Below are 22,954 nucleotides of genomic sequence, written 5' to 3' on the forward strand. Positions count from 1 at the left end.
ATCTGATCTGCCTTGCCCTTAATCCACAGATGACCATGACCCTTTTGAAACAACTAGAACAGATTACCGATCCCCGTAAGGACATCAATCTAAAGCATAATTTAGTGGATGTGGTGTTCCTGACACTCAGTGCTATCCTCAGCGGTGCGACTGGGTGGAAGTCTATTCAGGAATTCGGAGAAGAACAGCTAGATTGGCTCCGTCTGTACCGAAAATTCGAAAATGGCATCCCTAAAAGGCATTGTATCAGTAATATAATCAAAGCATTGGACAGCGAACTGCTCCTTCAAGCCATATTTGGCTGGATCAATGAGCAACGGCAAACGGAAGGGAAAACCGTTATCGCGCTGGATGGAAAAACCCTGCGCGGGGCGTGGAGTGAGGATGCTAAGAATGCACTCCATGTTGTCAGCGCATTTGATGTCGGCAACGGCATTACACTTTACCAAGACAGTTCACATTCTAAAGGGAAAGAAGCTGAAGTCGCCCGCAACATGATTGATGCTATGGCACTGGATAATGCCGTTCTGACGCTGGATGCACTGCATTGTCAGGTGTCTACCATGAACAAAATTAAACAGGGGAACGGTGATTTCATTATTCAGCTCAAGTCGAACCAGCCGGGATTATTTGAAGCAGTCAAAACCAGCTTCAGTAAAGCGTATGAGCAGCCAGAACTGGCTATATTTGAGCAGTTCAACATGGGTCATGGCCGCAGGGAGCGCCGAACAGTCATGCAGATAGAAGCAGAATTATCAGCGGAACTTAAGAAAAAGTGGCCGCACATCACCTCATTTATCGAAGTTGCCAGTGAACGGACAGTCGATGGAATAACATCATGTTCTTCACGCTGGTATGTCAGTTCCTTACCGCTCAATGCCGAAGAGGCCGCGAGGACTATTCGAGAGCATTGGGGGGTAGAAAATCAGCTCCATTGGGTGCTGGATGTGGTCTTCCGCGAAGATGCGCTGAAGGTAACGGATCCTGATGGCGCAAAGCATCTCGCCCTATTTAACCGAGCGGCTCTGAGTGCGATAAGGCAGCACCAAGGCAAAAAAGACAGTCTGGCAGGTAAGCGCCGCCGTGCTGGTTGGAGTCCTACATTTCGCTCAGAGTTGTTATTTGGTTAAGATATAAACAAAGTGGAATCCCGCCCTGCCATATAAGGTATCAGACCCGTTACCACCTAAAATGATATTATCAAGCTGATTACCGACAAGAATATTATCAAACTCGTTCCCACCCAAGCGTTCACCACTGCCACCATTACGCGTATCTAAAGCAAAGCGCTCAATGTTTTTATATTGCCCATCTGCTACGGCATAATCTACCGAGGATATAAGGGTATCTGAATCACCTTCACCTGCATTTTCAACGATTACATCTAGAAGCGAGTCAACATAGTATGTATCGTTGCCTGTGCCGCCGGACATGGTATCGACACCGGTACCGCCATCGAGGATGTCGTTGCCGTCACCACCGTAAAGTTTATCTGCGCCAGCTTCACCATAAAGATAGTCATGTCCATCACCACCTTCAATTTTATTCCCTCTATCATCACCAACCATCAAATCATTTAATAAATTACGGTCTATTCCACTTTGTTGAGGTGCTAAATCAATATTCCCATACTGGTTAGTAGTTTGTATAAAGTCCACCACATTACCTTGTGTATAAGTAGCCTCTATCAAAGCCTTCTCTGATGCAATCGCCGCTTCGAAATTATCTCTTCCATCACGTTGTTTTATCAGATCAAAGTGATACTTATATAAATAAGAAACTGCAACCAAAGTTTCCTGTAATTCATCTTTTGCATTGAGGCCCTCCTGTACCAGACCAATTAACCTGCCATCCATAGCGCGACGAGTCTGCAATGCCCCCCCCTGTATTGCCATGGTGGTATCTAGCTTCAAACCAAGCAGCTGCTCTAGGCGACTCTGCAGCTTGATTTTTACCCGCAATGGCATCTTTAATACCGTCACCTAGAAGGCCAGCATAGCGCAAATCAAGCAGCGCTAAACGCTCAGTAGATTGACCTACAGAATCAGCATTACCTAAACCGAAAGCGCCATCAACTGCAGGCAGGCCAGCTGAACCATCCAAATATGCGTGCAATAGGATTGTCGATTGCGCTTCTGTTAAAGCAATACTTTGAATCAAAGCTTGGTGTGCAGCCAAACCACCTGTACCTTCGGCTAGAGCAATAATATCCGCATCAGTAAAAGTAGTGCCGTTATATGCAGTACGATTCCGCCATGCTTCTAAAATCTGAATACCTTGCTCTTGATCTGCAGAAAGAGTCCCCCCAAAAGAATGAGTTAATGCAGAGCGGATTTGCTTTGCCGTATGAGCCTTTAAATTGAAACCGTATCCTATAGTTGGAATTCCAACACTATCATTATGGATTCGGGATACATTGACCCCACCAACGCCCCCTACAGTTCCTACAAATAAAGCCTCATTTTCCTTTCTCTTTAACATATTATCTCTGGCAGCTAAATAGGTGGTTGCTGGGTTACCTGCAGCATCATTTAGCTCCGGATGTGCGTTATAATTGTCATGTAAATTCCCTAAAGACATAAGCAATTCCTTTTAAAAATTTAATATATAGTTTGAATTAATATGTTACGATAAACTTCGTTTCAAAAAGACATGCGGGATAGCCCACGCCAATATCGTCTAATTTAATAACTGCCACTTTGACAGAGGAGTTTTCTTTTATTACGGAACTAGTTGCAAAAATATAGTAATTCCCATGAAATTCTATAAGCTCGTAAATCACCTGAGAGCCCAGAGTCCTTAGATAATCACCAACTTCTAGGCCTTGAAACTCTTTCCATTGCAAAAAAAACTTAGAGACATTACCTAACTCTTGTTGTTCCTTCCAAAACGAATCAATATTAAGGTATTTTTTACTATCATATGGCAAAGGTAACATGAATAAATTATGCACCCACACACCAGATAAATATCCGGTTGTTCTATAAATAGATTCAGTTTCTCCATCCTTATCTAAATCAACCACGAACTCTTCAACACGAAATGAGCTTGCGTTTTTTTTACTCATAACAGTTCTTGGAACATTTAGTTGTGTTTGTATCATCATTTCAGGCAAGCCAAAATTAGCGAATCGACTTTCCTCCTTTCTAACTCCATCCTTGTTTTTAAAAAAGTTATATTCCCTAGGTTGGTTTATGCTCTCCAAAACATTTGTACACACATCTTCACCTATAGAAGACTCAAGAAGATAGAAAGAGCCTTCCTCTCTAAAATTACCTAATTCCATTGGAGTTTTAACATGTTTACTATGAAAAATATTCTGACCGCTTCCTTCAATTTCCGTTTCCGAATGAGTTCCGAAGCTATCATCTGCATAAAAAATCAAACAAAATACGCTGACCAACGTTACTAATTCTGATTTTATCCTGCCATTCATAAATATCACCCCTTATATGTTATTATCTGAAATCTAACGCTCTCGCGCCCCTTCACTCACACCTCGCATTAAAGGGGCTAATAAAAACTCCATCAGTCGGCGGGTACCTGTTTTAACCTCAACAGTAACTGACATGCCAGGTTTCAGCTTAACCCACTTTCCATTAACATTGATTTCATCTGTTACCAAAGATGCTTTAAGCGGATACAACAGACCAAGCTGTTCGTACTCTTTCGCGTCGGCTGAAATATCAGTTACTTCACCATCTATCACGCCATATTTGGTAAACGGAAAACTCTCAATTTTAATCTCTGCAGTCTGCCCAACTTGCACGAATCCTATGTCTTTGTTGAGTAATCCTGCTTCGACTTCAAGTTGTACACTGCCATGCTGGCCAATAGGCACAATCTTTAATAGCTCTTGGGCTGGTGTTACAACCCCACCTATTGTCGCTATCGCTAGTTCTTCAACAACACCGGTGACAGGAGCTTTTAAAACTCTTAACTCGGTAAGTCGGATAGCTTTGGTTAACTCTTGCCTAGTGCTCTCTACTTGCCTTGTTAACTGGTTAATTTCTTGCAAAACATTTCTGCGGGTTTCAGAGAGATACGCGAAGTAATTTTGTTCAACGGATACGATACTAGCTCTGGCTTGTTCAAGCTTGGCACGCTGCAACAACAAGGATTCTTCTTGATCTATTCGTTGTTGCTTCAGTTCAAGATATTGATTTCGTGATACGGCCGACGTTCCAAGTAACGTGTAGTAACTTCGCTCTCGCTCAACAACTAAAGGCAATGTTTTTTCGATACGTCCGACATCAATGCTGATAGACTTTTTCTCTGCTTTAAGTTTTGCAATGTCACTAGATATACTATTTAACTTAGATAAATGCTCCAGCCATGCACTATCTAGCAATTGGAGTTGGTTAGCTGGCAACGGGTTTATCTCATCAAATGAGCCTATCGAAGTGATACCTGTAGTGAGAGTTGATATTTGCTGTGAGGCATTTGAACCAGTTGTATCTATGCTCTCAGAGTCATGACTAAAACCCGCTTTCCCCAGCCTATTTAAAAATGCTTTTTGACGTGCTAAGTCTTCGACATATCCTTGTAATTCATTTTTAAGCCTGTCTGCATCAGCTTGGTTAGAGGTGCCATCAAGCACTATTAGATCATCACCAGCTTTTACGTGTTGACCTTCTCTGATAAAAATATGCTTTACTACCCCAGTATCTAAAGGCTGAATAATTTTGACCTTACCACTTGGCACTATTTTGCCCTGTGCCGTGGCAATAATGTCTATCTCGGCCCATGAAGCCCAAAGTATTACCGCTACTATTAAACTTACTATGCAACGTAACAAAAGTCGGCTCCACCTAGCTGGCGGCGCGGCTTGAATCTCCAGAGCAGCAGGTAAAAACTCTAATTTCTGTTGCTCTAGTCTGCGGTGTTCGAGCTTAGTGATAGCTTCAGCAGCATTGTTCTCCGAGTGACTAGGCATTATGACCTCCTATCTTCCCATTATTCTGAACAATAGGATTAATCGGAGCTTGACCTACCGGCTTAGCAGCAATACCAACACCATGATGATTTTGAATTGAATGTAGTTGAGCATATATGCCAGCTTGCTCAATCAACTGTTGATGGCTACCTTGCTCAACCAGTCTCCCTTTATCGAGAACCATAATCCGATTCGAGTCTTTAACAGCAGAGAGACGGTGTGCAATGATAAATACAGTGCGACCTTGGCTAATGCGCCGCATATTAGCTTGAATGATACTTTCAGACTCATAATCAAGTGCACTAGTTGCCTCATCAAAAATCAAAATTTTTGGATCAGTTACCAATGCTCTTGCAATAGCAATTCGCTGACGTTGCCCCCCAGACAATGAGGAGCCTTGTTCACCAACCACCGTGTCATACCCTTCAGGCAACTCTGCGATGAATTCATGAGCGCCACTAAGTTCAGCAGCTTTAATAACCTTTTCCATCGGCATACTAGGATCAACAAGTGCAATGTTTTCCCTAACACTGAGATTGAAAAGAAAGTTTTCTTGTAAAACCACACCCACTTGTCTTCGTAGCCATGCAGGTTCGACCACAGCAAGGTCTACGCCATCAATGAGAACCTTACCGGATTCTGGGACATACAATCGCTGTATGAGCTTTGTTAGGGTACTTTTTCCAGAGCCTGAACGCCCAACGATACCTATCACTTCTCCTGGGCGGCATTGGAAACTGATATTGTTTAGTATAGGAGTTCGATCAGGTGAATAGCGGAATAGCACATTATCAAATACGATTTTCCCTTTTATGTCAGGAAGCGTTGCACGGTTTGGGTTATAACCTGGCTCAGATGGAGAGTTCAGTACATCTCCCAACCTTTGCAATGATATATTAGCTTGTTGAAAATCCTGCCACAGGTTAACTAAGCGCATTATAGGTCCGCTGACGCGCTGGGAAAGCATATTAAATGCGATAAACTGGCCTATACTTAATTCGCCAGACACTACCGCTATGGAGCCAAAATATAGTGTTAGAAGTCCACTTATTTTGTTGATATATGCGGCAATTTGACTGTAGATGTTGCTCAAGTTACTAGTCTTAAATGAAGTACTAACGTAGTCAGCAAGCTTGTCATCCCAGCTATTACGAAGTTGAGGCTCTACCGCCATAGCTTTAATTGTTTCTACACCGTTTACAGATTCAACCAAAAAGGAATGGTTTTCTGCACTTCGTTGGAACTTCTCATTTAAACATTTGCGTAAGGTCGGTGTGATGATGAGTGACAATGTAAAGTAAAATGGAATAGTGCCAACTATTATCCATGTTAGCAAAGGAGCGTAATAAAACATTACGCCAAAAAAAACAAAACTAAAGAACACATCCAGTACAACTGTCAATGATGAACCTGTTAGAAACTCTCTGACACTATCGAGTTCTTTCACGCGTGCTACGGTATCCCCTACCCGGCGGCTATTGAAATAGGCCACAGGCAATGACAGCATGTGTTTATATAATTTACTACCTAATTCTACATCTACACGGTTAGTAGTATGTGAAAACACATAGGTTCTCAAGCCTGTTAGAATCACTTCAAATGTGATCACAATGAAGAAGCCGAAAGCGAGGACATCTAAGGTCGTCATCCCTTTGTGTACTAATACTTTATCGATAACAACTTGAAAGAAGATAGGAGAAGCTAGTCCGACTAACTGAATGAAAAATGATGCTATAAAGACATCACTGAAATACCCTCTATATTTCAGTAACGCAGGAACAAACCAAGAGAATCCGAATTTAGCACTATCTGTCATCACGCCGCTTAGCAATGAACTCCGTTTTGACAGCAAAAGTAATTCACCAGTCCAAATTTCATTTATTTCGCTTTTTGAGTAAGTGACCAGACCTGAATTAGATTTCGATAAATCTTGTACAAGTACTTTATCATCAGATACTTTTGCAATAATAAAAAAGTGACCATCCACATGACGCCCTACAGCCGGCAGCACATGTTCAGATAATTTATCAGGGGTGTCGTTTATAAACTTGGCTTTTAGGCTTAGACTTCTAGCAGCTCGAATTAAATTAATATTAGCTAATGATGGAGTTTCTTTATTAGCTTTACTGCATTTAAATTCTCGAATTAATGAATTAGGATCCGCTGGGATATGGTGAAAGCGGGCAATCAATGAAAGGCAATGAATACCAGAGATAAATTGGCTCGACATCTAAATCCTGAGTCTTTTTTCGTCCTTGAGATTTCACATCATAATAACCAAGCAACTAAATGTAAAGATATGTATCATTAAATATCTATTAACATTTACAGTGTTGGAGCCTTGTCAATAGGCTGATAACACACTCATGAAACGCAGCGATAACAATTAGGTAACATTGCGGAGCATAGGTTTCGGGTTGAACAATGAAGAATTTACTATTTGTAGTAACTGAATTGTACTAGTTGAAATATAACTAACTAAAGTATTTCTAGAAAACCTAATAACGATTCAAATGAACGGTTGCTACTTATGCCTTCTTGAGTCATATGTTCGCAGCCACTTCAAGCATCAACTTTCACAAGGTGCATCATATTTTTCTCAATGAGATTTGTTACTACTTTTTCAAACTATGTTTAGATGATGAAAGCACTTAAATCACCGGTTGTCAGAGCAAAGAAGATAATAATGACTTAGCGAAGTTGCAGCTCAAAGGCATTTGAGAGAGTTCAAGAGTACTGACGCCTGCCAACGTCGATATTGGGGGGCTGATATCGGATTGGGTAATACCCAGCGAGCTTCTTTGTCGCTCTTGTAAAGAGCGATTTCCTGTTTTTCAAGAAATCTTTCCAGGCGAGAAGGGAGAATACGGCAACAGATAATGTCGCAGCCGGCCAAGCGTTCGATGCGCAGTTCTCTTAGTGGAACAGGAAAACCGGCATCCATCAGCCAGTAAAGAGTCTGATGGTAAACTTCATACTTATTTTGTTTCAGAAACGCGATGCCCCAGCCTGGCTCGGCTGTCAGCGCCAACTCTCTGTATGTTCTGAAATCCATAAGCAGTCCCCCAAGAGATCTTGGTTGCACTGTATAGGGACATGAAAACAAGGTCGTTAAGAAACATCCTTGTTGTCATCGGAATTTTCTGATCAGGCTTACCTAAACATAAAAAAGGCCGCAGATGCGGCCTTAAACATAGATTTATGGCGGCGGAATACCGCCAGACCAATGAGCGGATTCACTCTTTAAACAATAAAATATCCATTAACAACCAAACAGCAGCGATGAGGTAGAGTTATCGCAGTCGCCCTCTCCCTTCGACGACTCATCGTCATCGACATCACGACTCCCCAAGAACTCGCCGTGTTTGAACATCTGGATATAGTAGGGTTTACCCATGATGTAAGACACGGTATCACCATGTTCTTTCCCGTCCTGATAACGGGCAACCTTTTTCAATAAGCCGTCTTCGGTGAAATAGTAAAAGCTGCCTTGTTCCTGCCCCTTGGCGTCATACTGCTCCCGCCCCAGTTCATAACCTGCTGCAGAGTGGGCCAGCCAAGTGCCGACTTTTTTGCCGTGATGGTACTCTCCTTGCCAGAGGGACACTTGGGTTTCATAGGGCTCCTGGTACTGCCACTGGCCATGCCGTTTGTCCTGACTATAATTTCCTTTGGCTTGCAACTCGCCTTTTTCATTATAGGTCTGGTATTCGCCTTCAAGCTGCCCGTGCCGGTAATGTGCCAGTTGCAACAATTGACCATCATGCACCTGGATTTTTTTCACCTCACCATGCAGACGCCCTTGGCTGTCATACGCTTCAGTGCTGCGATTACGGGCATCCAGGTAGGTCCAGGTACCCACCTTTTTGTCATTGGCGTATTCGCCTTGCTCCAACAGCTTGCCGCTAACCAGTTTCTTCTCATAGGCACCATGGAGCTTACCTTCCTTGTAGTAACTGGTTTCTATATAGGGCTCATCGTCCCAAATCCCTTGATAACTTTGTAGAGTCAGCCCCTCGCGCTTACCTTTCAGTTTCTCCTCGCGTTCAATGACAACCCCACTGGCATCAAACTTCTGAAACAGAGTCCACACCCGGGTCATATCCTGCTGCATTCTTGAGCTAAGCTTGCCCTCTTTAAAGTATTGCCTGTCGAGGATCTGCTTGTCTTTGACAAAACGGGCGCTGAATTCCATGGTCTTGCTGCCGTCAACGGCAAATTTTTGCTCAAAGACCAATCGGCCTTGATTGTCAAAGCGCTCTAAATGCTGCAGCTGCGAGCTATTGGCATAAAAGGTTTGCTGCTCGCCCACCTTCTTGCCCTGCTGATAATGTTCAACTCGAGTCAGTTGCCCCTGTGCATCGTAGTGACGGCTTTCCCCATGTTCTCGATTCTGCAGGTAACTGCCTTCCCAACTGAGTTGCCCATTCTTGTGCCAACGTTTGGCCGGCCCCTGCCGCTGGCCATCCACATAAACATACTCGGCCTCTTTGGCGCCTGTATCCCAGTATTCATAGGCTTTACCCTGCTGGCCTTTAGGGCCAAAGGTATCAATGTAAGACAGCTCGCCATTGCGGTGATAACGTTTGCGCTCACCGGTCAGTTTACCCGCCAGATACAGGCTGCGCTCACGCAGTTGCCCCCCGGGGTAGTACTCCAGTTGCTCCCCTTCCGGCAACCCATTGACCAGCGAGTGTTGCGCCTGCAGACTGCCATCCTGGTAATAGTGGCTGTCTTTACCGACGCGTTTGTCGCCCAATTGCTCATAGACTTCCTCTAACTGACCGTTACTGTAGAAGTTTTTCTGAGTGCCCCGCTGCTTACCATCAACAAAACTGGCCTCCATGGTCAGGATGCCGTCTTCATCATAGAAGCGGATTGGGCCTTCCATCTCGCTGTTACCGTTATAGTTGCCGTCGGAAGACAGCTTGCCGTTATTGTGAAAGAACTGGTAGCTACCTAGAGCATTTTGGAAAAGACCCGGCTTGGCAAAGCTGCCCTTGAATCTGGGGGTCTCCGAGCCGACATAATAGATGGTGGTTTGCCAACCGTGTTGATCCTGAGTTTGAGGATCTTTGACATAAAAACTGGCCTGTTGCTCACGGTCGACCACTTGCCAATCATCATTCAACCACACTGTCTCGGCGCTGGCCATCCAGCTCATCAGGCAACAAAGTAATATCAATACACGCATTTTCTTGTCCTTAAGGCAGTGGCGGGAAACTGTTGACCCAACGAATATCCAGGGGTTCGCCCTGATATTCGAGCTTGCTGATACGCTCCACTCTATCGGCAACTCTTAGGTATTTGTCTTCCATAACGGCTTCGCTCAGGGACGCATGGTCTGTATTGAGATAGTGAGCGTGTATATCCAGCAAAGGCAGTTGTACGCCATCGGCATTATAGAGATGGTACTGCTGAAGGAACTGCCGCGTGGATTGCTGCAGATCCAGCTCACCGAATACTTCGATAGGCACCAGCCAGGCGCGCTCACTCGGGGTATAGTCAATTGGCTGCCATACCGGGCGTCCATCACAATGCAGATGACTGGGTATTTCCAGGCCATAGAAATAACGGCGAAGACCATCTTCTGTACTCAGTTGGTACTGGAGTTGCGCAGGCTTCCATTTGTCATACTTCGCTTTCCACACCAAGGATGACGGCCCTTGTTTAAAATCGCCTTCTATCTGCAGTTGGCAGACACTGGCCCAGTCCTGTGGCAGGGTCAACTTGGCACCTTGCGGCGTATCGGCCTGGGTCGAGAAACTCATAGGGTCAAAATCGGCAGAGTCTTCGCCGGTGTCATTGTAAAGGTAATTCTTATCCATTGGAGGCAGGGTGTAATCGGCAGCAAAGGCCTCGCGGCTTACCCAGCTAACCTCACGGCTGAAGCTCGATTGTTGCTGCTTCTTCACAGCAAAGAAGGTCACCTCTGATGGCTGGTTGGTCAACTTCACCCTAAACCCATTCTCGCCGCTAAATAGTATGCTGCGATCCAAACTATTGAGCCATTTGGGGCCAATTTCTGGCGTCTGGTAACGGTATTCACCTTCAAGCCCATCAAAAAATGGCAACAAATAGCCATCTGTGCCGCTGAAATGCAGCTGATATTCATCTGGCTGCTGCGCTATCGGTGTAATGGTGACAATACCGCCGTCAAACGCCAGTTGCTGCTCTTGTCCCGACTGCCATTGGCCGGAAATCGATACCAGTTCGAGTGGCATGAAATCTGCCATGGCGCTGAAGGAGGATATTTTTTCAAACTGGTTTCGCTGGTTCCAGCCCAGAGGTGCAATGGCGGTACTGGTGACTAGCTTGTCATTTTGCTGATAGGGGCCAAATTGGCTTAGAACGGCAAACTCCATTTCAATGGGTTTATCTTCGGCGTCCAATGCCTTGAAGTCTCGATAAGTGATCTCTCCCAGAACTTCTTTTTCATGCTCGGCGAGCAATAACTCCAATTGGAGATGTTTAGATTCGACGCGATATGCTCCTTTGCCGTATTGGAATAAGGCTTCGGCGCTGATCTCCTGCCCGTCAACAGGTTTGGGCGGCGCGGTCACTATGGGAATCCAGTTATCCAGAGAATCGGGGGCAATTCGATTGCTCAGGTCACCTACTTGATCGAGCAGATCTTTACGCTCCATGACAAGCAACATATGGTTGCTGCCTTGTCGGCCCCTGAGTTCGACTTTAGTTTCCAGCACCAACACCATTTTCTGCAACCAGCCGCTATCGCGGGCCAGGCGCATATGCCCATACAGGCGGCTATCATCACTTTCGGCCGTCAACTCAGTGTCTACGGTTTCGGGAGTCACTTTGGTAACCAGTAATTCGGCTTGCTGGCCGTTGAACCCCTCAAGTGTCAGCTTACTACCCTCTTTGGCAGGGATCTCCTGCAACACGCCGGGAGCATCCATTCCCGGGGCCAAAAGTTTGATTAGCTCAGGGCCAGAGCGTGCCAATATTTTTTGCCAGGTTTCATCGTCCTTGGCCTTAAACGCCAGCAGTTTTCCTGAGTCGTTATCCAGAGTGACTTCAAAGCCTTTGGAAAACATCTTCTGCAGCTCAGGGTTGTCATCGGTAGCGCCAAAGCTACTGAAAGGCCGGCCGCCGCCTGACATAGCCATGTACTTGGGTACCAGCTCCAGCTTTAGCGCCGGCGAGGTCTCAATCACCTCATAACGCATCAGGGAGTTGCTGTCCTGAGTAAATTGACGTCCACCTATATCTATAGTGGCTTTGGCCTGTACCCAGTAATCAACTTGATCGCCTTTTTTGGGGTCAAATTCAACATGGGAATTGGGGGTGCATGCGGACAAAAGCCATAACAGGCCGAAGAGGGAAAGATACTGCTTCATTTCATTCCTTGAAGAAGAACACTTAAAAATTAGCGCTGCATTATGCCAGAACCTGAGTCACAATTCTGCTGCCATCCCCGCAGGCTTTAACCATTTCGCCTGGTAAACGTCGCAAATTCGCCAATAGCTTTGGGAAAAAGCCTCTATTTAAGGCCAAGCCAAAAATCCACAATAAGTCCCACCTCATTTGAGGCAACCAACCCTTTCCTGCGGCTAGAGTCTTGCTGACTCATAGTTTTACTGCAACCGGCGTTTTCTGCTCCCTGCGGCAGATTTCCACCCTGACGTCAGGTTGCAGCCTTTTTAAGTCCGTACAACGCCAAAAAAACTGGGGTTGGAATTATACAGCTACATACGCTGCACTACTCCAACCCCCAGATGTCTCTCGGGCATATACTGTCTATTGGCTCTCAGTTAAAAGCGATCGGCATTCATCACCTTGGCCCAGGCCTTGACGAAGTCCCGAACAAACTTTTCGCCGTTGTCATCCTGGGCATAGACTTCCGCATAAGAACGTAAAATCGAGTTGGAGCCAAGCACCAAGTCCACTCGGGTTGCGGTCCACTTAACCGCGCCGCTGTGACGCTCAACAATCTCGTAGAGGTTGTCGGCAACCGGTCGCCACTGATAGCGCATGTCGGTGAGATTGACAAAGAAGTCATTGGATAAAACACCGACCCTGTCGGTAAACACGCCCTGTAATGCCCCCTCGAAGTTGGCACCCAGCACCCGCATACCACCTATGAGCACTGTCATTTCAGGGGCCGTGAGCCCCATAAGTTGGCTGCGATCCAGCAAGAGTTGCTCGGGAGTCACCCGATAATCGGCCTGCAGATAATTTCTGAAGCCATCATGCAAAGGCTCAAGCACGGCGAACGATTCCACATCCGTCATCTCTTGGGTTGCATCCCCGCGCCCCGGCAGGAATGGCACCTCTATATTGACCCCGGCATCCCTCGCGGCCTTCTCAACTGCGGCGCTGCCCGCAAGCACTATCAGGTCGGCCAGGCTGATCTCCTTACCGCAACCTGACTGGATAGCCTCCAACACCTTGAGTACTTTTTGCAGCCGCTTCGGCTCATTGCCATGCCAGTCGCAGCACGGCTGCAGACGGATACGCGCGCCGTTGGCGCCACCACGGTAGTCAGAGCCGCGGAAGGTGCGGGCGCTGTCCCAGGCGGTAGCCACCAACTCGGCCACACTCAGCCCTGAGGCCAGGATCTCTGTCTTGAGGTCGGCGACATCCTTGGCAGTCAGGCTGTAGTCGACTTTAGGGATTGGGTCTTGCCAAATAAGCTCTTCTGTCGGCACATCCGGCCCAAGATAGCGACTTCTTGGCCCCAGGTCTCTGTGGGTCAGCTTGAACCAAGCCCTGGCAAACACCTCACTGAAATACTGTTGATCCTGGGCAAAACGCTCGGCAATCTTACGATATTCAGGGTCGACCTTAAGCGCCATATCGGCATCTGTCATTATGGGATTGTGGCGTATGGACGGGTCTTCCACATCCACAGGCTTGTCTTGCTCTTTGATATCCACAGGCTCCCACTGCCAGGCACCGGCTGGACTCTTTTTCAGCTCCCACTCATGCTGCAACAGCATCTTGAAGAAACCGTTATCCCACTGGGTAGGATGGGTTGTCCAAGCCCCTTCAATGCCACTGACCACAGTATCGCGGCCAATGCCCCGGCTCTTGTGGTTTAGCCAGCCCAGTCCCTGCTCTTCCAAGCCGGCCGCTTCCGGCTCCGGGCTGAGATTTTCGGCGCGGCCATTGCCGTGACACTTACCCACAGTGTGGCCACCTGCGGTCAGCGCCACGGTTTCTTCATCATTCATTGCCATGCGTTTGAAAGTTTCCCGCATGTCCTTGGCCGTCTTCAGCGGATCCGGATTGCCATCAACCCCTTCAGGGTTGACGTAAATAAGCCCCATCATCACGGCTGCCAATGGGTTTTCCAACTCGCGCTCCCCGGAATAGCGGCTGTTGGGGCCATCACTGGTGGCCAGCCACTCCTCCTCCGAGCCCCAATAGGTATCCTTTTCCGGATGCCAGATATCTTCCCGTCCGGCGGCAAAGCCGAAAGTTTTCAGCCCCATGGTTTCATAAGCGACTGTACCGGCGAGAATGATCAGGTCTGCCCAGGAAATCTTGTTACCGTACTTCTTCTTGATAGGCCATAGCAGACGCCGAGCCTTGTCTGTGTTGACGTTATCCGGCCAACTATTGAGAGGGGCGAAACGCTGATTGCCGGTACCTGCACCGCCGCGGCCATCTTCAATGCGGTAAGAACCGGCCGCATGCCAGGCCATGCGCACCATCATGGCGCCATAGTGGCCCCAATCTGCCGGCCACCAGTCCTGGCTCGTGGTCATCAGTGCCCTAAGATCGGCTTTCAGGCCGGCATAGTCCAATTTGGCAAACGCTTCGGCATAGTTGAAATCGGGATCCATGGGATTGGTCTTGTTGTCGTGCTGGCTGAGGATGTCGAGCTTGAGCGACTTGGGCCACCACTTCATGATGTCTTGCTCTATGGATGTGTTGGCGCCGTGCATTACTGGACATTTGCCCAAGGGCTTACTTCCGGTCATAGTGTTATCTCCATATTGGTACAAGCATTACAGTAGACTTACTCTCACATCATACGCTGACTAATTTTTATACTCGAACAAGGAGTATATATCTAATCCGTTAAGCATTTCTTAACCATATAATTTGTATGGTTTACCCGGCACATCCTCGGCCGAAAACAAAAAAACCCGCCAGAAGGCGGGTTTTGCAAAATAGTTCGCTGACTGCGTTATACGTCCATACAAGCCTTGAGCTTGTTCATGGCGTTTTTCTCCAACTGACGGATCCGCTCGGCAGACACCTGATAGGTATCGGCCAGCTCCTGCAGTGTGGTCTTTTCATCGTCCAACCAACGGGCCCGCAGAATGTGCTGGCTGCGCTCATCCAAGGTCTTGATCGCCGACAACAGCTTGTTCTGGGCATTGGATTCCCAGTTGTCATTTTCTACCTGGGCCGCCAAGTCGGAAGAATGGTCTTCCAGATAAAGCGCCGGGGCAAAGTCATGATCATCATCGTGATCATTGGTCAGGTCAAAGGCCGGATCCTGCGCCGCCATTCGCGACTCCATCTCGGTCACATCCTGTTTGGATACGCCAAGATTCTCCGCCACCATAGTGACCTCTTCATCGCTGAACCAACCCAGACGTTTCTTGGCCTTACGCAGGTTGAAGAACAACTTACGCTGTGCCTTGGTGGTGGCGACTTTAACTATGCGCCAGTTCTTCAGCACATATTCATGAATTTCAGCCTTGATCCAGTGCACGGCGAAAGACACCAAACGCACACCCACATCAGGGTCGAAACGCTTGACCGCCTTCATCAGGCCTATGTTGCCTTCCTGGATCAGGTCTGCCTGTGGCAGACCATAACCCGCATAGCCGCGGGCAATATGCACCACAAAACGTAAGTGCGACATAATCAGTTGCTTAGCCGCCTGCAGATCACCGGTTTCCTGCAAACGCTTCGCCAGCTCATACTCCTGCTCGGCGTCCAGCATGGTCATGCTGTTTACCGAATGGATATAGGCCTCGAGACTGCTGCTCCCCTGGGGAACCATCAGTGCCATTGATTGCGTTTGATCAGTCATTCACGCTCCTGTTTCTTACTGCTTTGATGCTCATTTCGGGTCGAAAAAAACGCTGATGAGCCGATGCACTATCGGTCAATTGACATATATTGTCAACGCCGTATCCAACATCCGGGGTTATTTTTACCCCGAAAATAGGACAATGCAAGTGAAGATAAGTTCATTTTTACATCAGTGAGGTTCTATGGCTCGCAGGTGTTGGCGCACCGACAGGAAAGACCCCAACCAACCCAAAAATGACGCCAGTGCCATCATCTGCAGCAGCTCAACAAAGGTCAGGGACTGCATCTCAAGTTGGCTGCCATACAGGCCCAAAAGCGAGGCCAACGCCCCATCCAGGTACCAGACCAAGAGGTTGATTATCACCCAGGCGAGAATACCGCCGATAACACCATACCAGATGCCGGTGTAGAGAAAGGGTCGCTGAATAAAGGCTTCCGTGGCCCCGACCAGCTTCATGACCTCAATTTCACTGCGCCGATTCATGATAGCCAAGCGAATCGTGTTACCTATGACCAGCACCACAGCCAGGATCAGCAGTGCCGCCAACGCCAGCACGGTACGTTCCAACAAGCGCACCAGCGCCTGTAAGCGCTCCAGCCACTCGATATCCAGACGGCCAAAGCTCACCTCAGGCTCACGCTCCAGCTTGGTCAAAAGCTCTCTGGCGCCTGCGGGGCTGGAATACTTTTCGGTGGGGATCACGCTGATCACCGCTGGCAAAGGGTTGCTTTCCAGATAGGAGATCGCCTCGCCGAAACCAGACAGCTGTTGGAACTCCGCCAGTGCCTCGTCACGATTGATATAGTCGACCTCGTCTATTTCCGGGTAGACCTTTATCCGTGCCAGCAGGCTCTGAATACTCTGCTCTGAGCGGTTCCCCTCAATAAACAAGGAGATCTGTGCCGCGCTGCTCCAGGATTGGGTAATGGTTTCGGCATTTTTTACCAGCACCTGCAAGGCGGCCGGCAAACTCAGGCTGACACCCAGCACAGCCATGGTCATCAGCGATGAGATAGGGTTGCGCCACAACTCCCCCATGCTGGCCATGGCATGCTGTATATGGCGGATAAAGAACATCACTATCCGGCCGGAAAGCGGGAGTTTACTGCGGGTCAATGAAGGCTGGGCAGACATAGCTTATTCCTTAGCACTCATGGGGCTGGTCCCCAGTTCTTCACCACCTATCATCCGCCCCTGCTTCAGGGTTAGGGTGCGGTATTTCATTCTGGCGATAAGACCGAGATCATGGGTGGCAATCAGCACGCTGGTGCCCGCATCGTTGAAGGTTTCAAACAGCCTGAGAATATCCATGGACAGCTTAGGGTCCAGGTTACCGGTCGGTTCATCGGCCAGCAATAGAGGGGGGTTGTTGACTATCGCCCTGGCAATGCCTACCCGCTGCTGCTCACCGCCCGAAAGCATGATGGGATTATGGCGCTCTTTACCATAGAGCCCCACCATATCCAGAGCACCGGCTACCCGCTTGCGGATCTCCCCCAGGGTAAAACCTTCGATAACCAAGGGCAGCGCCACATTGTCAAACACGCTGCGATCCATCAATAGATGGTGGCTTTGGAAGATCATCCCAATATCGCGGCGCAGGTAAGGCACATGGCCACGCTTGATACCGGCAATATCATGACCGTTGATCCATACCCGGCCGGCACTGGCGCGCTCGATAACAGTGATCAATTTGAGCAAGGTACTCTTACCGGCCCCGGAATGCCCGGTAAGGAAGGCCATTTCGCCCCGCTGAAGATGAAAACTCACATCAGACAGTGCCTTTTGGCCCCCGGCGTAAATTTTGCTGACCTGCTCAAATCGAATCATATATCAGTTATCCGTCTTCTCCTGACTGAACAGGGCTTCGATAAAGTCTTTGGCATTGAAGGTACGCAGATCGTCTATCTGCTCTCCCACGCCTATGTAACGAATAGGAATACCAAATTTATCGGCAATGGCAAAGATAACTCCGCCTTTGGCGGTACCATCCAGCTTGCTGATACTGATGCCGGTAACCCCGACGGCCTCCTGGAACAACTGAGCCTGACTGATGGCATTCTGGCCCGTGCTGGCATCCAGGGTCAGCATCACTTCATGGGGAGCGTCCGGATCCAGTTTCTTCATCACCCGAACCACCTTCTTCAGCTCTTCCATCAGATGGCTCTTGTTCTGCAAACGACCTGCGGTATCGGCAATCAACACATCGACATTTCTGGCCTTGGCGGCCTGCAGGGCATCAAACAGCACAGAGGCGCTATCGGCACCTGTATGCTGGGCAATCACAGGAATATCGTTGCGCTGGCCCCAAACCTGCAGCTGCTCAACCGCAGCGGCGCGGAAGGTATCACCGGCTGCCAGCATGACAGACTTGCCTTCGCGCTGATACTGTTTGGCCAACTTGCCTATGGTAGTGGTCTTGCCAACGCCGTTGACACCCACCATTAATATAACGAAAGGCCCGGCGGCATTATCCGGAACCAGAGGCACACTCACAGGCTCCAGCGTCGCCAGCATCTCTTGCTGCAGCAATTCATATAAGGCTTCAGCATCCTTGAGCTGCTTGCGTGAAGCATGATCTGTCAGGCTGGAGATCAACCGACTGGTGGTTTCCACCCCAACGTCGGCAATAAGCAGTTGCTCTTCCAGCTCTTCAAACAGGTCATCATCAATCTTTTTACCGCGAAACAGCCCGATAAAACCGCTACCGATATTTTCGCTGGTACGCATCAGCCCCCGTTTGAGGCGGGCAAAGAAGCCCTCTTTAACAGGTTTTGCCTGTGGCTCAGGTTGAGCTTCTTCGGCAGCCTGTTCGGCCTGCGCTTTCTCAGCAGCAATACGCTCGGCTTCGGCCTGTTCTGCCTGTGCCTTTTCAGCAGCCAGACGTTCGGCTTCAGCCCGCTCGGCCTGCGCCTTTTCAGCAGCAATACGCTCGGCTTCTGCCTGTTCTGCCTGCGCCTTTTCAGCAGCAATACGCTCGGCTTCTGCCTGTTCAGCCTGCGCCTTTTCAGCAGCAATACGCTCGGCTTCTGCCTGCTCGGCTTCTGCCTTTTCAGCAGCCAGACGTTCGGCTTCAGCCCGCTCGGCCTGCGCCTTTTCAGCAGCAATACGCTCGGCTTCTGCCTGTTCTGCCTGTGCCTTTTCAGCAGCAATACGCTCGGCTTCGGCCTGTTCTGCCTGCGCCTTTTCAGTCGCCAGACGATCAGCTTCGGCTTGTTCAGCCTGCGCCTTTTCAGCAGCTAAACGTTCGGCCTCGGCCGCGGCTTCTGCGGCTTGTTGTTCGGCGAGTTTGGCCGCCTGCTCGGCTTCGTCATTACTTTTGTCTTTACGAAACCAGGAAAAAAAACCTTTCTTTGCCATCAGTGCTACCAGTGCTCAACATCGTGGGGGATCTTCAGGAGCCGGGCTCCCGCTTGAGGTCGCAACTATTTCCCTGGAGCAGCGGGGCCTGTTATGGGCATTCCCGAGCGATAAAGGGCTTTAGCTTCATCTCACCTTTTCGGCTGAGTTTGTTATAAAATAGCGACGCTTTTAAGGTGGCATAGTCTACCACTTTCTTTCTTCAGGCAAAATCACGGGGGCAAGATGGCCAAAAATAGACCGGGCAGCGGTCAGGTTCGTATTATCGCAGGCCAATGGCGCTCGAGAAAATTACCCATCCAGGATCTGGAAGGCCTGAGGCCAACCACAGACAGAGTGCGGGAAACTCTTTTTAACTGGCTGGCAGGTGAACTCAGTGGCAGCTCGGTGTTGGACTGTTTCGGTGGCAGTGGCGCCCTGGCATTGGAAGCCCTGTCCCGCTATGCCGCTTTTGCCAGAGTCTATGAGCTGCAAAAAACCGCCGCTCAGCAACTGCAGCAGAATCTGCAAACCCTAAAATGCGACAGTGCCGAGGTCATCAACGGCGATGTATTGGCCGGTTTGGCGCGCCCTGCCGATCGCCGTTTCGATATCGTGTTTATCGATCCCCCTTTTCGCAAGGGACTGGCCGAGCAAACCCTAACCCTGCTGGCCCGGCATCAATGGCTCAACCCAGGCGCCCTTATCTATCTCGAAGTGGAATCAGAATTGCAGCAGTTGCCGATACCGGCCGACTGGGAGGCATTGAAAGAGAAGCAGGCCGGCCAGGTCAGCTACCGCCTGTATCGCTTCCCGGGAGGAATAGAGTCATGAAAGCCGTATTAGTGTTGGGAAAACTGGCGACCCTATTGGCTTGGGTGTTGATGTTTTTCAACCTGTTCAGCCCGTTTGAAGGCAATATCGGCGTGATACTCACCATACTTCTCGGGGTAACCGCCATGATGCATGGGCTGCAGGTGCTGATATTTCACACGATATTTTGTCAGTTGTTGCCGCTCAAGGCTAAAGACTATCTCAACGCCTTTCTATTCGGGGTGTTTGCCTTGCTGGATTACCGCCAACGAGCGCTGAGTCAACTGGCTGCAGAAACCTCGGCAAACACTCAGGATTGAGGCGGCAAAGGCGCCTCTTTACCCTTGGCCAATATTTCCAGAATTTGCTGCAAATGCTGGCTCAGGGCTTCAGCCTCGGCTGCCGCAAACCTTTGCTTAAGGGATGCATCGAGTTGAGTCGCCAGCTCAGCCTTCACAGCAGAGAGAGCCGGTTGGTTCTCTTCAACCTGTAACTTGGCAACGCTGAGAGCCAACAACTTAAGCTCAGGCAACAACTCTATTTGCTTCAATGGTGCCAATAAACCTGGGTCGTCATCACTGAGTCGTTGATCCAGAGTCACCAGCAGCTGGTCGACCCGCGCCAAAGTCTGCTCTCCACGCTGATACAGAGGAGTTATGGCAACATCATTGGCAAAGTCAGTGAGTTGATAAAGGGTCACGCTCAGCGTCAGCACGATTAACAACAGCGGCAGTGACAACCCGAACACCAGACCGACCCAAAAGTTATTGATACCGGATAAAAAGGCTCGCATTGCTCCTCCGCTGTCAGCAACAAGGCCATCCTATGGATGGCCCGGGATCACAGGAATTTGATTGCCAAGGGGTACTTGTATTCCACGCCCTCACTGGCCTTGACCGCTGCGACTATGGTCACCACCACATCGAAAATTGCCAGTACAGCCACCAGCACCAAACCTATGCCAACAAAGATCAGGATCAGGCTGATGATGGTGTAAATGATCATACTGATTTTGAAGTTCAGGCAATTACGGCCGCAAACGTCGACAAATTCAAACTCTTCCCGTTTCATCAACCAAACGATCAACGGCCCCAAGATAGTGCCGAAAGGGATCAGGTAACCGGCAAAGCTCGCCAGGTGCACCAACATTCCCATGTCTCTTTCCTGCTTTTCCATGTTGTTTCCTAACTTTTTTCAGTTCAAAGCCAAACTATCCGGGCCATAGAGGCGCATCTGCCAGTCTTCTATGCTGCCCCGCTCCAGTCGGCGCTGCAAGCTGCCAACCCAGCTGGCCGCCAAACCTTCACAACTGAGCAGCCTGTCATAGGCGGCCGCATCAAATTCGGGGCGAAAATACAGCTTCATCGCCTCGGCAACACTGATATCGGTACGCCTTTGTTTCAGTATCAGGGCATCCTGACAGCTTATGATGCCAGGCTTCAGCACCCGATAGAACCAACCTGACATACCCGTTTGCTGCATGGCAAGGGCAAAGTCCCGCTGGCCATATTGGTGATTGAGCTTAAAACAGGGGGAACGTGGTTGGGTGACCTGCAGCTCGACTTCGCCAAAGCTGAGGATATCGCCGATATGAATATCCGCCTCGGTCAGGCCAACACTGCTGATGTTTTCTCCCATGGCAGGTGCATCCTGCCCCGAAGTTATCAGTCCCATGCGCCGGTAGTGGCCATAGTGCTCGCGAGGGAAATGATGCAGTACCCTATCCGGGCCGCCATGATGTTTTGGATCCGCCTGGGCATCACCCGCAACCCTGTCGCCGAAAACCTCCAGCGTCTCCATCCGAGACTTGTTATCTATCCCGCTTGCCAGCTTGTCCCTGAATGTCTGCTCATCACCGGCATACAGCCCAGAAATCTTGTCAATCAAACACTTGGTCACGTTACGTCTCCCTTCGGGTGCCAAAGCCCGATCATACTCCAAGCTTACGGGACAGATCACGGACATTTCCATACAAAGCGGCGCTATTGTATGGCCGTGACGCCGAGGACAATACCAGGGATTTCTTATGTATTCAGGAGAAGTAATATGAAAGCATTCAGATTCAGCGCCCTGGCCCTTGTTGGGGCTGCAGTAAGCAGTGCCGCCTTGGCGGACAACACTGACGTTTATATCCGTAATGGCCAGATTTACAGCCATGAAAACAGTTTCTTTGTCTCTGCCGGTGCCTATCAGGGCAGCGAACTCTATCAAGGCGTCGATTCCAAGCTGCGTCCCTTCGGTAACCTGGGTTATAACGGCAAGGACTTCAACGCCTCACTGGCCAATATCAACTACCGTTTCTTCGGCAATGATAAAGATCTGTTCAACCTGAGTGTGTACCTGGGTAGTCCGGGTATTGCCTTGAAAGACTCAGACGCGGCAGCGCTTGGCGGCATCCATGAACGTAAACTGAGTGGCGATCTGGGTATCAACCTGGATACCCAACTGGGATTCGGTACTCTGTCCACCTCGGTACAACATGACGTAACCAACAGATACAACGGCTTTATCGGCCAGGTCCGTTACGCCGTACCACTGAACCTGGGCTGGGGCAGTGTCGTTCCCTACGCCGGCGTCAGCTACCTGAGCAGTGACTTTACCCAGTACTACTTCGGAGTCAGCAAGGCTGAAGCCAATAAGCAGCATAAGGCCTACCAACCGGGCAAAGCCTTCACCTACAACGCAGGTTACAAGCTGATTGTGCCTCTGGGGGAACATCTCGAACTCAGCCAAAGCAGCAACTACAGCTACCTGGATTCCGCCATTGCCGACTCGCCGATTGTTGATGGCAAACAGCAGTGGAACGCCAACCTGGCACTGACTTATTACTTCTGAATCTGAGGTCC

The 22,954-nt window shown here is 49.0% G+C and carries 20 protein-coding genes; 4 read left to right on the forward strand and 16 right to left on the reverse strand.

Annotated elements, in window-relative coordinates; all coding sequences use genetic code 11:
- Positions 1 to 35 precede the first annotated feature (35 nt).
- The gene (locus ACSHSR_RS20775) at positions 36 to 1,130 is read left to right on the forward strand and encodes an ISAs1 family transposase (RefSeq protein WP_109248997.1); all 1,095 of its coding nucleotides are present in this window, start codon (positions 36 to 38) and stop codon (positions 1,128 to 1,130) included.
- On the opposite strand, the gene ACSHSR_RS20780 is transcribed toward ACSHSR_RS20775, so the two are convergent.
- The 13 genes from ACSHSR_RS20780 to ftsY all read right to left on the reverse strand — a co-directional run bounded on the left by ACSHSR_RS20780 (position 1,119) and on the right by ftsY (position 19,316).
- Complete coding sequence (locus tag ACSHSR_RS20780; protein ID WP_479631114.1) at positions 1,119 to 1,913, reverse strand: calcium-binding protein; 795 nt, start codon at positions 1,911 to 1,913, stop codon at positions 1,119 to 1,121. The genes ACSHSR_RS20775 and ACSHSR_RS20780 overlap by 12 nt on opposite strands.
- The gene (locus tag ACSHSR_RS20785; protein ID WP_479631115.1) at positions 1,804 to 2,580 is read right to left on the reverse strand and encodes a hypothetical protein; all 777 of its coding nucleotides are present in this window, start codon (positions 2,578 to 2,580) and stop codon (positions 1,804 to 1,806) included. Before ACSHSR_RS20785 ends, ACSHSR_RS20780 begins: the two co-directional genes overlap by 110 nt.
- 37 nt (positions 2,581 to 2,617) lie before the next feature.
- Positions 2,618 to 3,436 (reverse strand): hypothetical protein, encoded by an 819-nt coding sequence (locus tag ACSHSR_RS20790; protein ID WP_107005804.1) that lies wholly within the window; start codon positions 3,434 to 3,436, stop codon positions 2,618 to 2,620.
- A gap of 33 nt (positions 3,437 to 3,469) precedes the next feature.
- Positions 3,470 to 4,936, reverse strand: coding sequence for an HlyD family type I secretion periplasmic adaptor subunit (locus tag ACSHSR_RS20795; RefSeq protein ID WP_107005805.1), 1,467 nt, complete (start codon positions 4,934 to 4,936; stop codon positions 3,470 to 3,472).
- Positions 4,929 to 7,166, reverse strand: coding sequence for a type I secretion system permease/ATPase (locus tag ACSHSR_RS20800; protein ID WP_107005806.1), 2,238 nt, complete (start codon positions 7,164 to 7,166; stop codon positions 4,929 to 4,931). The genes ACSHSR_RS20795 and ACSHSR_RS20800 overlap by 8 nt, the downstream gene beginning before the upstream one ends.
- 477 nt (positions 7,167 to 7,643) lie before the next feature.
- Positions 7,644 to 7,991 (reverse strand): hypothetical protein, encoded by a 348-nt coding sequence (locus ACSHSR_RS20805; protein ID WP_107005807.1) that lies wholly within the window; start codon positions 7,989 to 7,991, stop codon positions 7,644 to 7,646.
- A 207-nt stretch (positions 7,992 to 8,198) separates the two neighbouring features.
- Positions 8,199 to 10,130: a toxin-antitoxin system YwqK family antitoxin gene (locus tag ACSHSR_RS20810; RefSeq protein WP_107005808.1), complete on the reverse strand. Its 1,932-nt coding sequence runs from the start codon at positions 10,128 to 10,130 to the stop codon at positions 8,199 to 8,201.
- A 10-nt stretch (positions 10,131 to 10,140) separates the two neighbouring features.
- A complete protein-coding gene (locus ACSHSR_RS20815) occupies positions 10,141 to 12,297 on the reverse strand; it encodes a hypothetical protein (protein ID WP_479631116.1) in 2,157 nt (718 codons plus the stop codon).
- Positions 12,298 to 12,711: 414 nt separating this feature from the next.
- Positions 12,712 to 14,886, reverse strand: coding sequence for a catalase/peroxidase HPI (katG, locus tag ACSHSR_RS20820; protein WP_062793414.1), 2,175 nt, complete (start codon positions 14,884 to 14,886; stop codon positions 12,712 to 12,714).
- 209 nt (positions 14,887 to 15,095) lie between these two features.
- Positions 15,096 to 15,953 (reverse strand): RNA polymerase sigma factor RpoH, encoded by an 858-nt coding sequence (rpoH, locus tag ACSHSR_RS20825; protein WP_028780766.1) that lies wholly within the window; start codon positions 15,951 to 15,953, stop codon positions 15,096 to 15,098.
- Positions 15,954 to 16,124: 171 nt separating this feature from the next.
- Positions 16,125 to 17,090, reverse strand: a complete 966-nt coding sequence (gene ftsX / locus ACSHSR_RS20830) for a permease-like cell division protein FtsX (protein WP_479631117.1) — start codon at positions 17,088 to 17,090, stop codon at positions 16,125 to 16,127.
- A gap of 3 nt (positions 17,091 to 17,093) precedes the next feature.
- Positions 17,094 to 17,786: a cell division ATP-binding protein FtsE gene (ftsE, locus tag ACSHSR_RS20835; RefSeq protein WP_479631118.1), complete on the reverse strand. Its 693-nt coding sequence runs from the start codon at positions 17,784 to 17,786 to the stop codon at positions 17,094 to 17,096.
- A gap of 3 nt (positions 17,787 to 17,789) precedes the next feature.
- Positions 17,790 to 19,316, reverse strand: a complete 1,527-nt coding sequence (ftsY, locus tag ACSHSR_RS20840) for a signal recognition particle-docking protein FtsY (protein WP_479631119.1) — start codon at positions 19,314 to 19,316, stop codon at positions 17,790 to 17,792.
- 225 nt (positions 19,317 to 19,541) lie between these two features.
- Between ftsY and rsmD the strand changes: the two genes are divergently transcribed.
- Entirely contained in the window at positions 19,542 to 20,129 is a 588-nt protein-coding gene (rsmD, locus tag ACSHSR_RS20845) for a 16S rRNA (guanine(966)-N(2))-methyltransferase RsmD (protein ID WP_025009234.1), read from the forward strand.
- On the forward strand, positions 20,126 to 20,428 hold the full coding sequence (locus ACSHSR_RS20850; protein ID WP_044735467.1) for a DUF1145 domain-containing protein: 303 nt from the start codon (positions 20,126 to 20,128) through the stop codon (positions 20,426 to 20,428). The genes rsmD and ACSHSR_RS20850 overlap by 4 nt, the downstream gene beginning before the upstream one ends.
- Here the strand turns inward: ACSHSR_RS20850 and ACSHSR_RS20855 are convergent.
- From ACSHSR_RS20855 to ACSHSR_RS20865, 3 genes are read right to left on the reverse strand one after another with little or no spacing between them, the layout of a single operon-like run.
- The gene (locus tag ACSHSR_RS20855) at positions 20,419 to 20,901 is read right to left on the reverse strand and encodes a hypothetical protein (RefSeq protein WP_144158165.1); all 483 of its coding nucleotides are present in this window, start codon (positions 20,899 to 20,901) and stop codon (positions 20,419 to 20,421) included. The two genes, ACSHSR_RS20850 and ACSHSR_RS20855, sit on opposite strands and share 10 nt — an antisense overlap.
- 47 nt (positions 20,902 to 20,948) lie before the next feature.
- On the reverse strand, positions 20,949 to 21,284 hold the full coding sequence (locus tag ACSHSR_RS20860) for a DUF4870 domain-containing protein (protein WP_037436274.1): 336 nt from the start codon (positions 21,282 to 21,284) through the stop codon (positions 20,949 to 20,951).
- 18 nt (positions 21,285 to 21,302) lie between these two features.
- Positions 21,303 to 22,007, reverse strand: a complete 705-nt coding sequence (locus tag ACSHSR_RS20865) for an MOSC domain-containing protein (protein WP_144226956.1) — start codon at positions 22,005 to 22,007, stop codon at positions 21,303 to 21,305.
- A 147-nt stretch (positions 22,008 to 22,154) separates the two neighbouring features.
- On the opposite strand from ACSHSR_RS20865, the gene ACSHSR_RS20870 reads away from it, so the two are divergent.
- Positions 22,155 to 22,943: a MipA/OmpV family protein gene (locus ACSHSR_RS20870; RefSeq protein WP_044735470.1), complete on the forward strand. Its 789-nt coding sequence runs from the start codon at positions 22,155 to 22,157 to the stop codon at positions 22,941 to 22,943.
- Positions 22,944 to 22,954 lie beyond the last annotated feature (11 nt).

Source organism: Shewanella sp. VK101 (assembly GCF_056497865.1).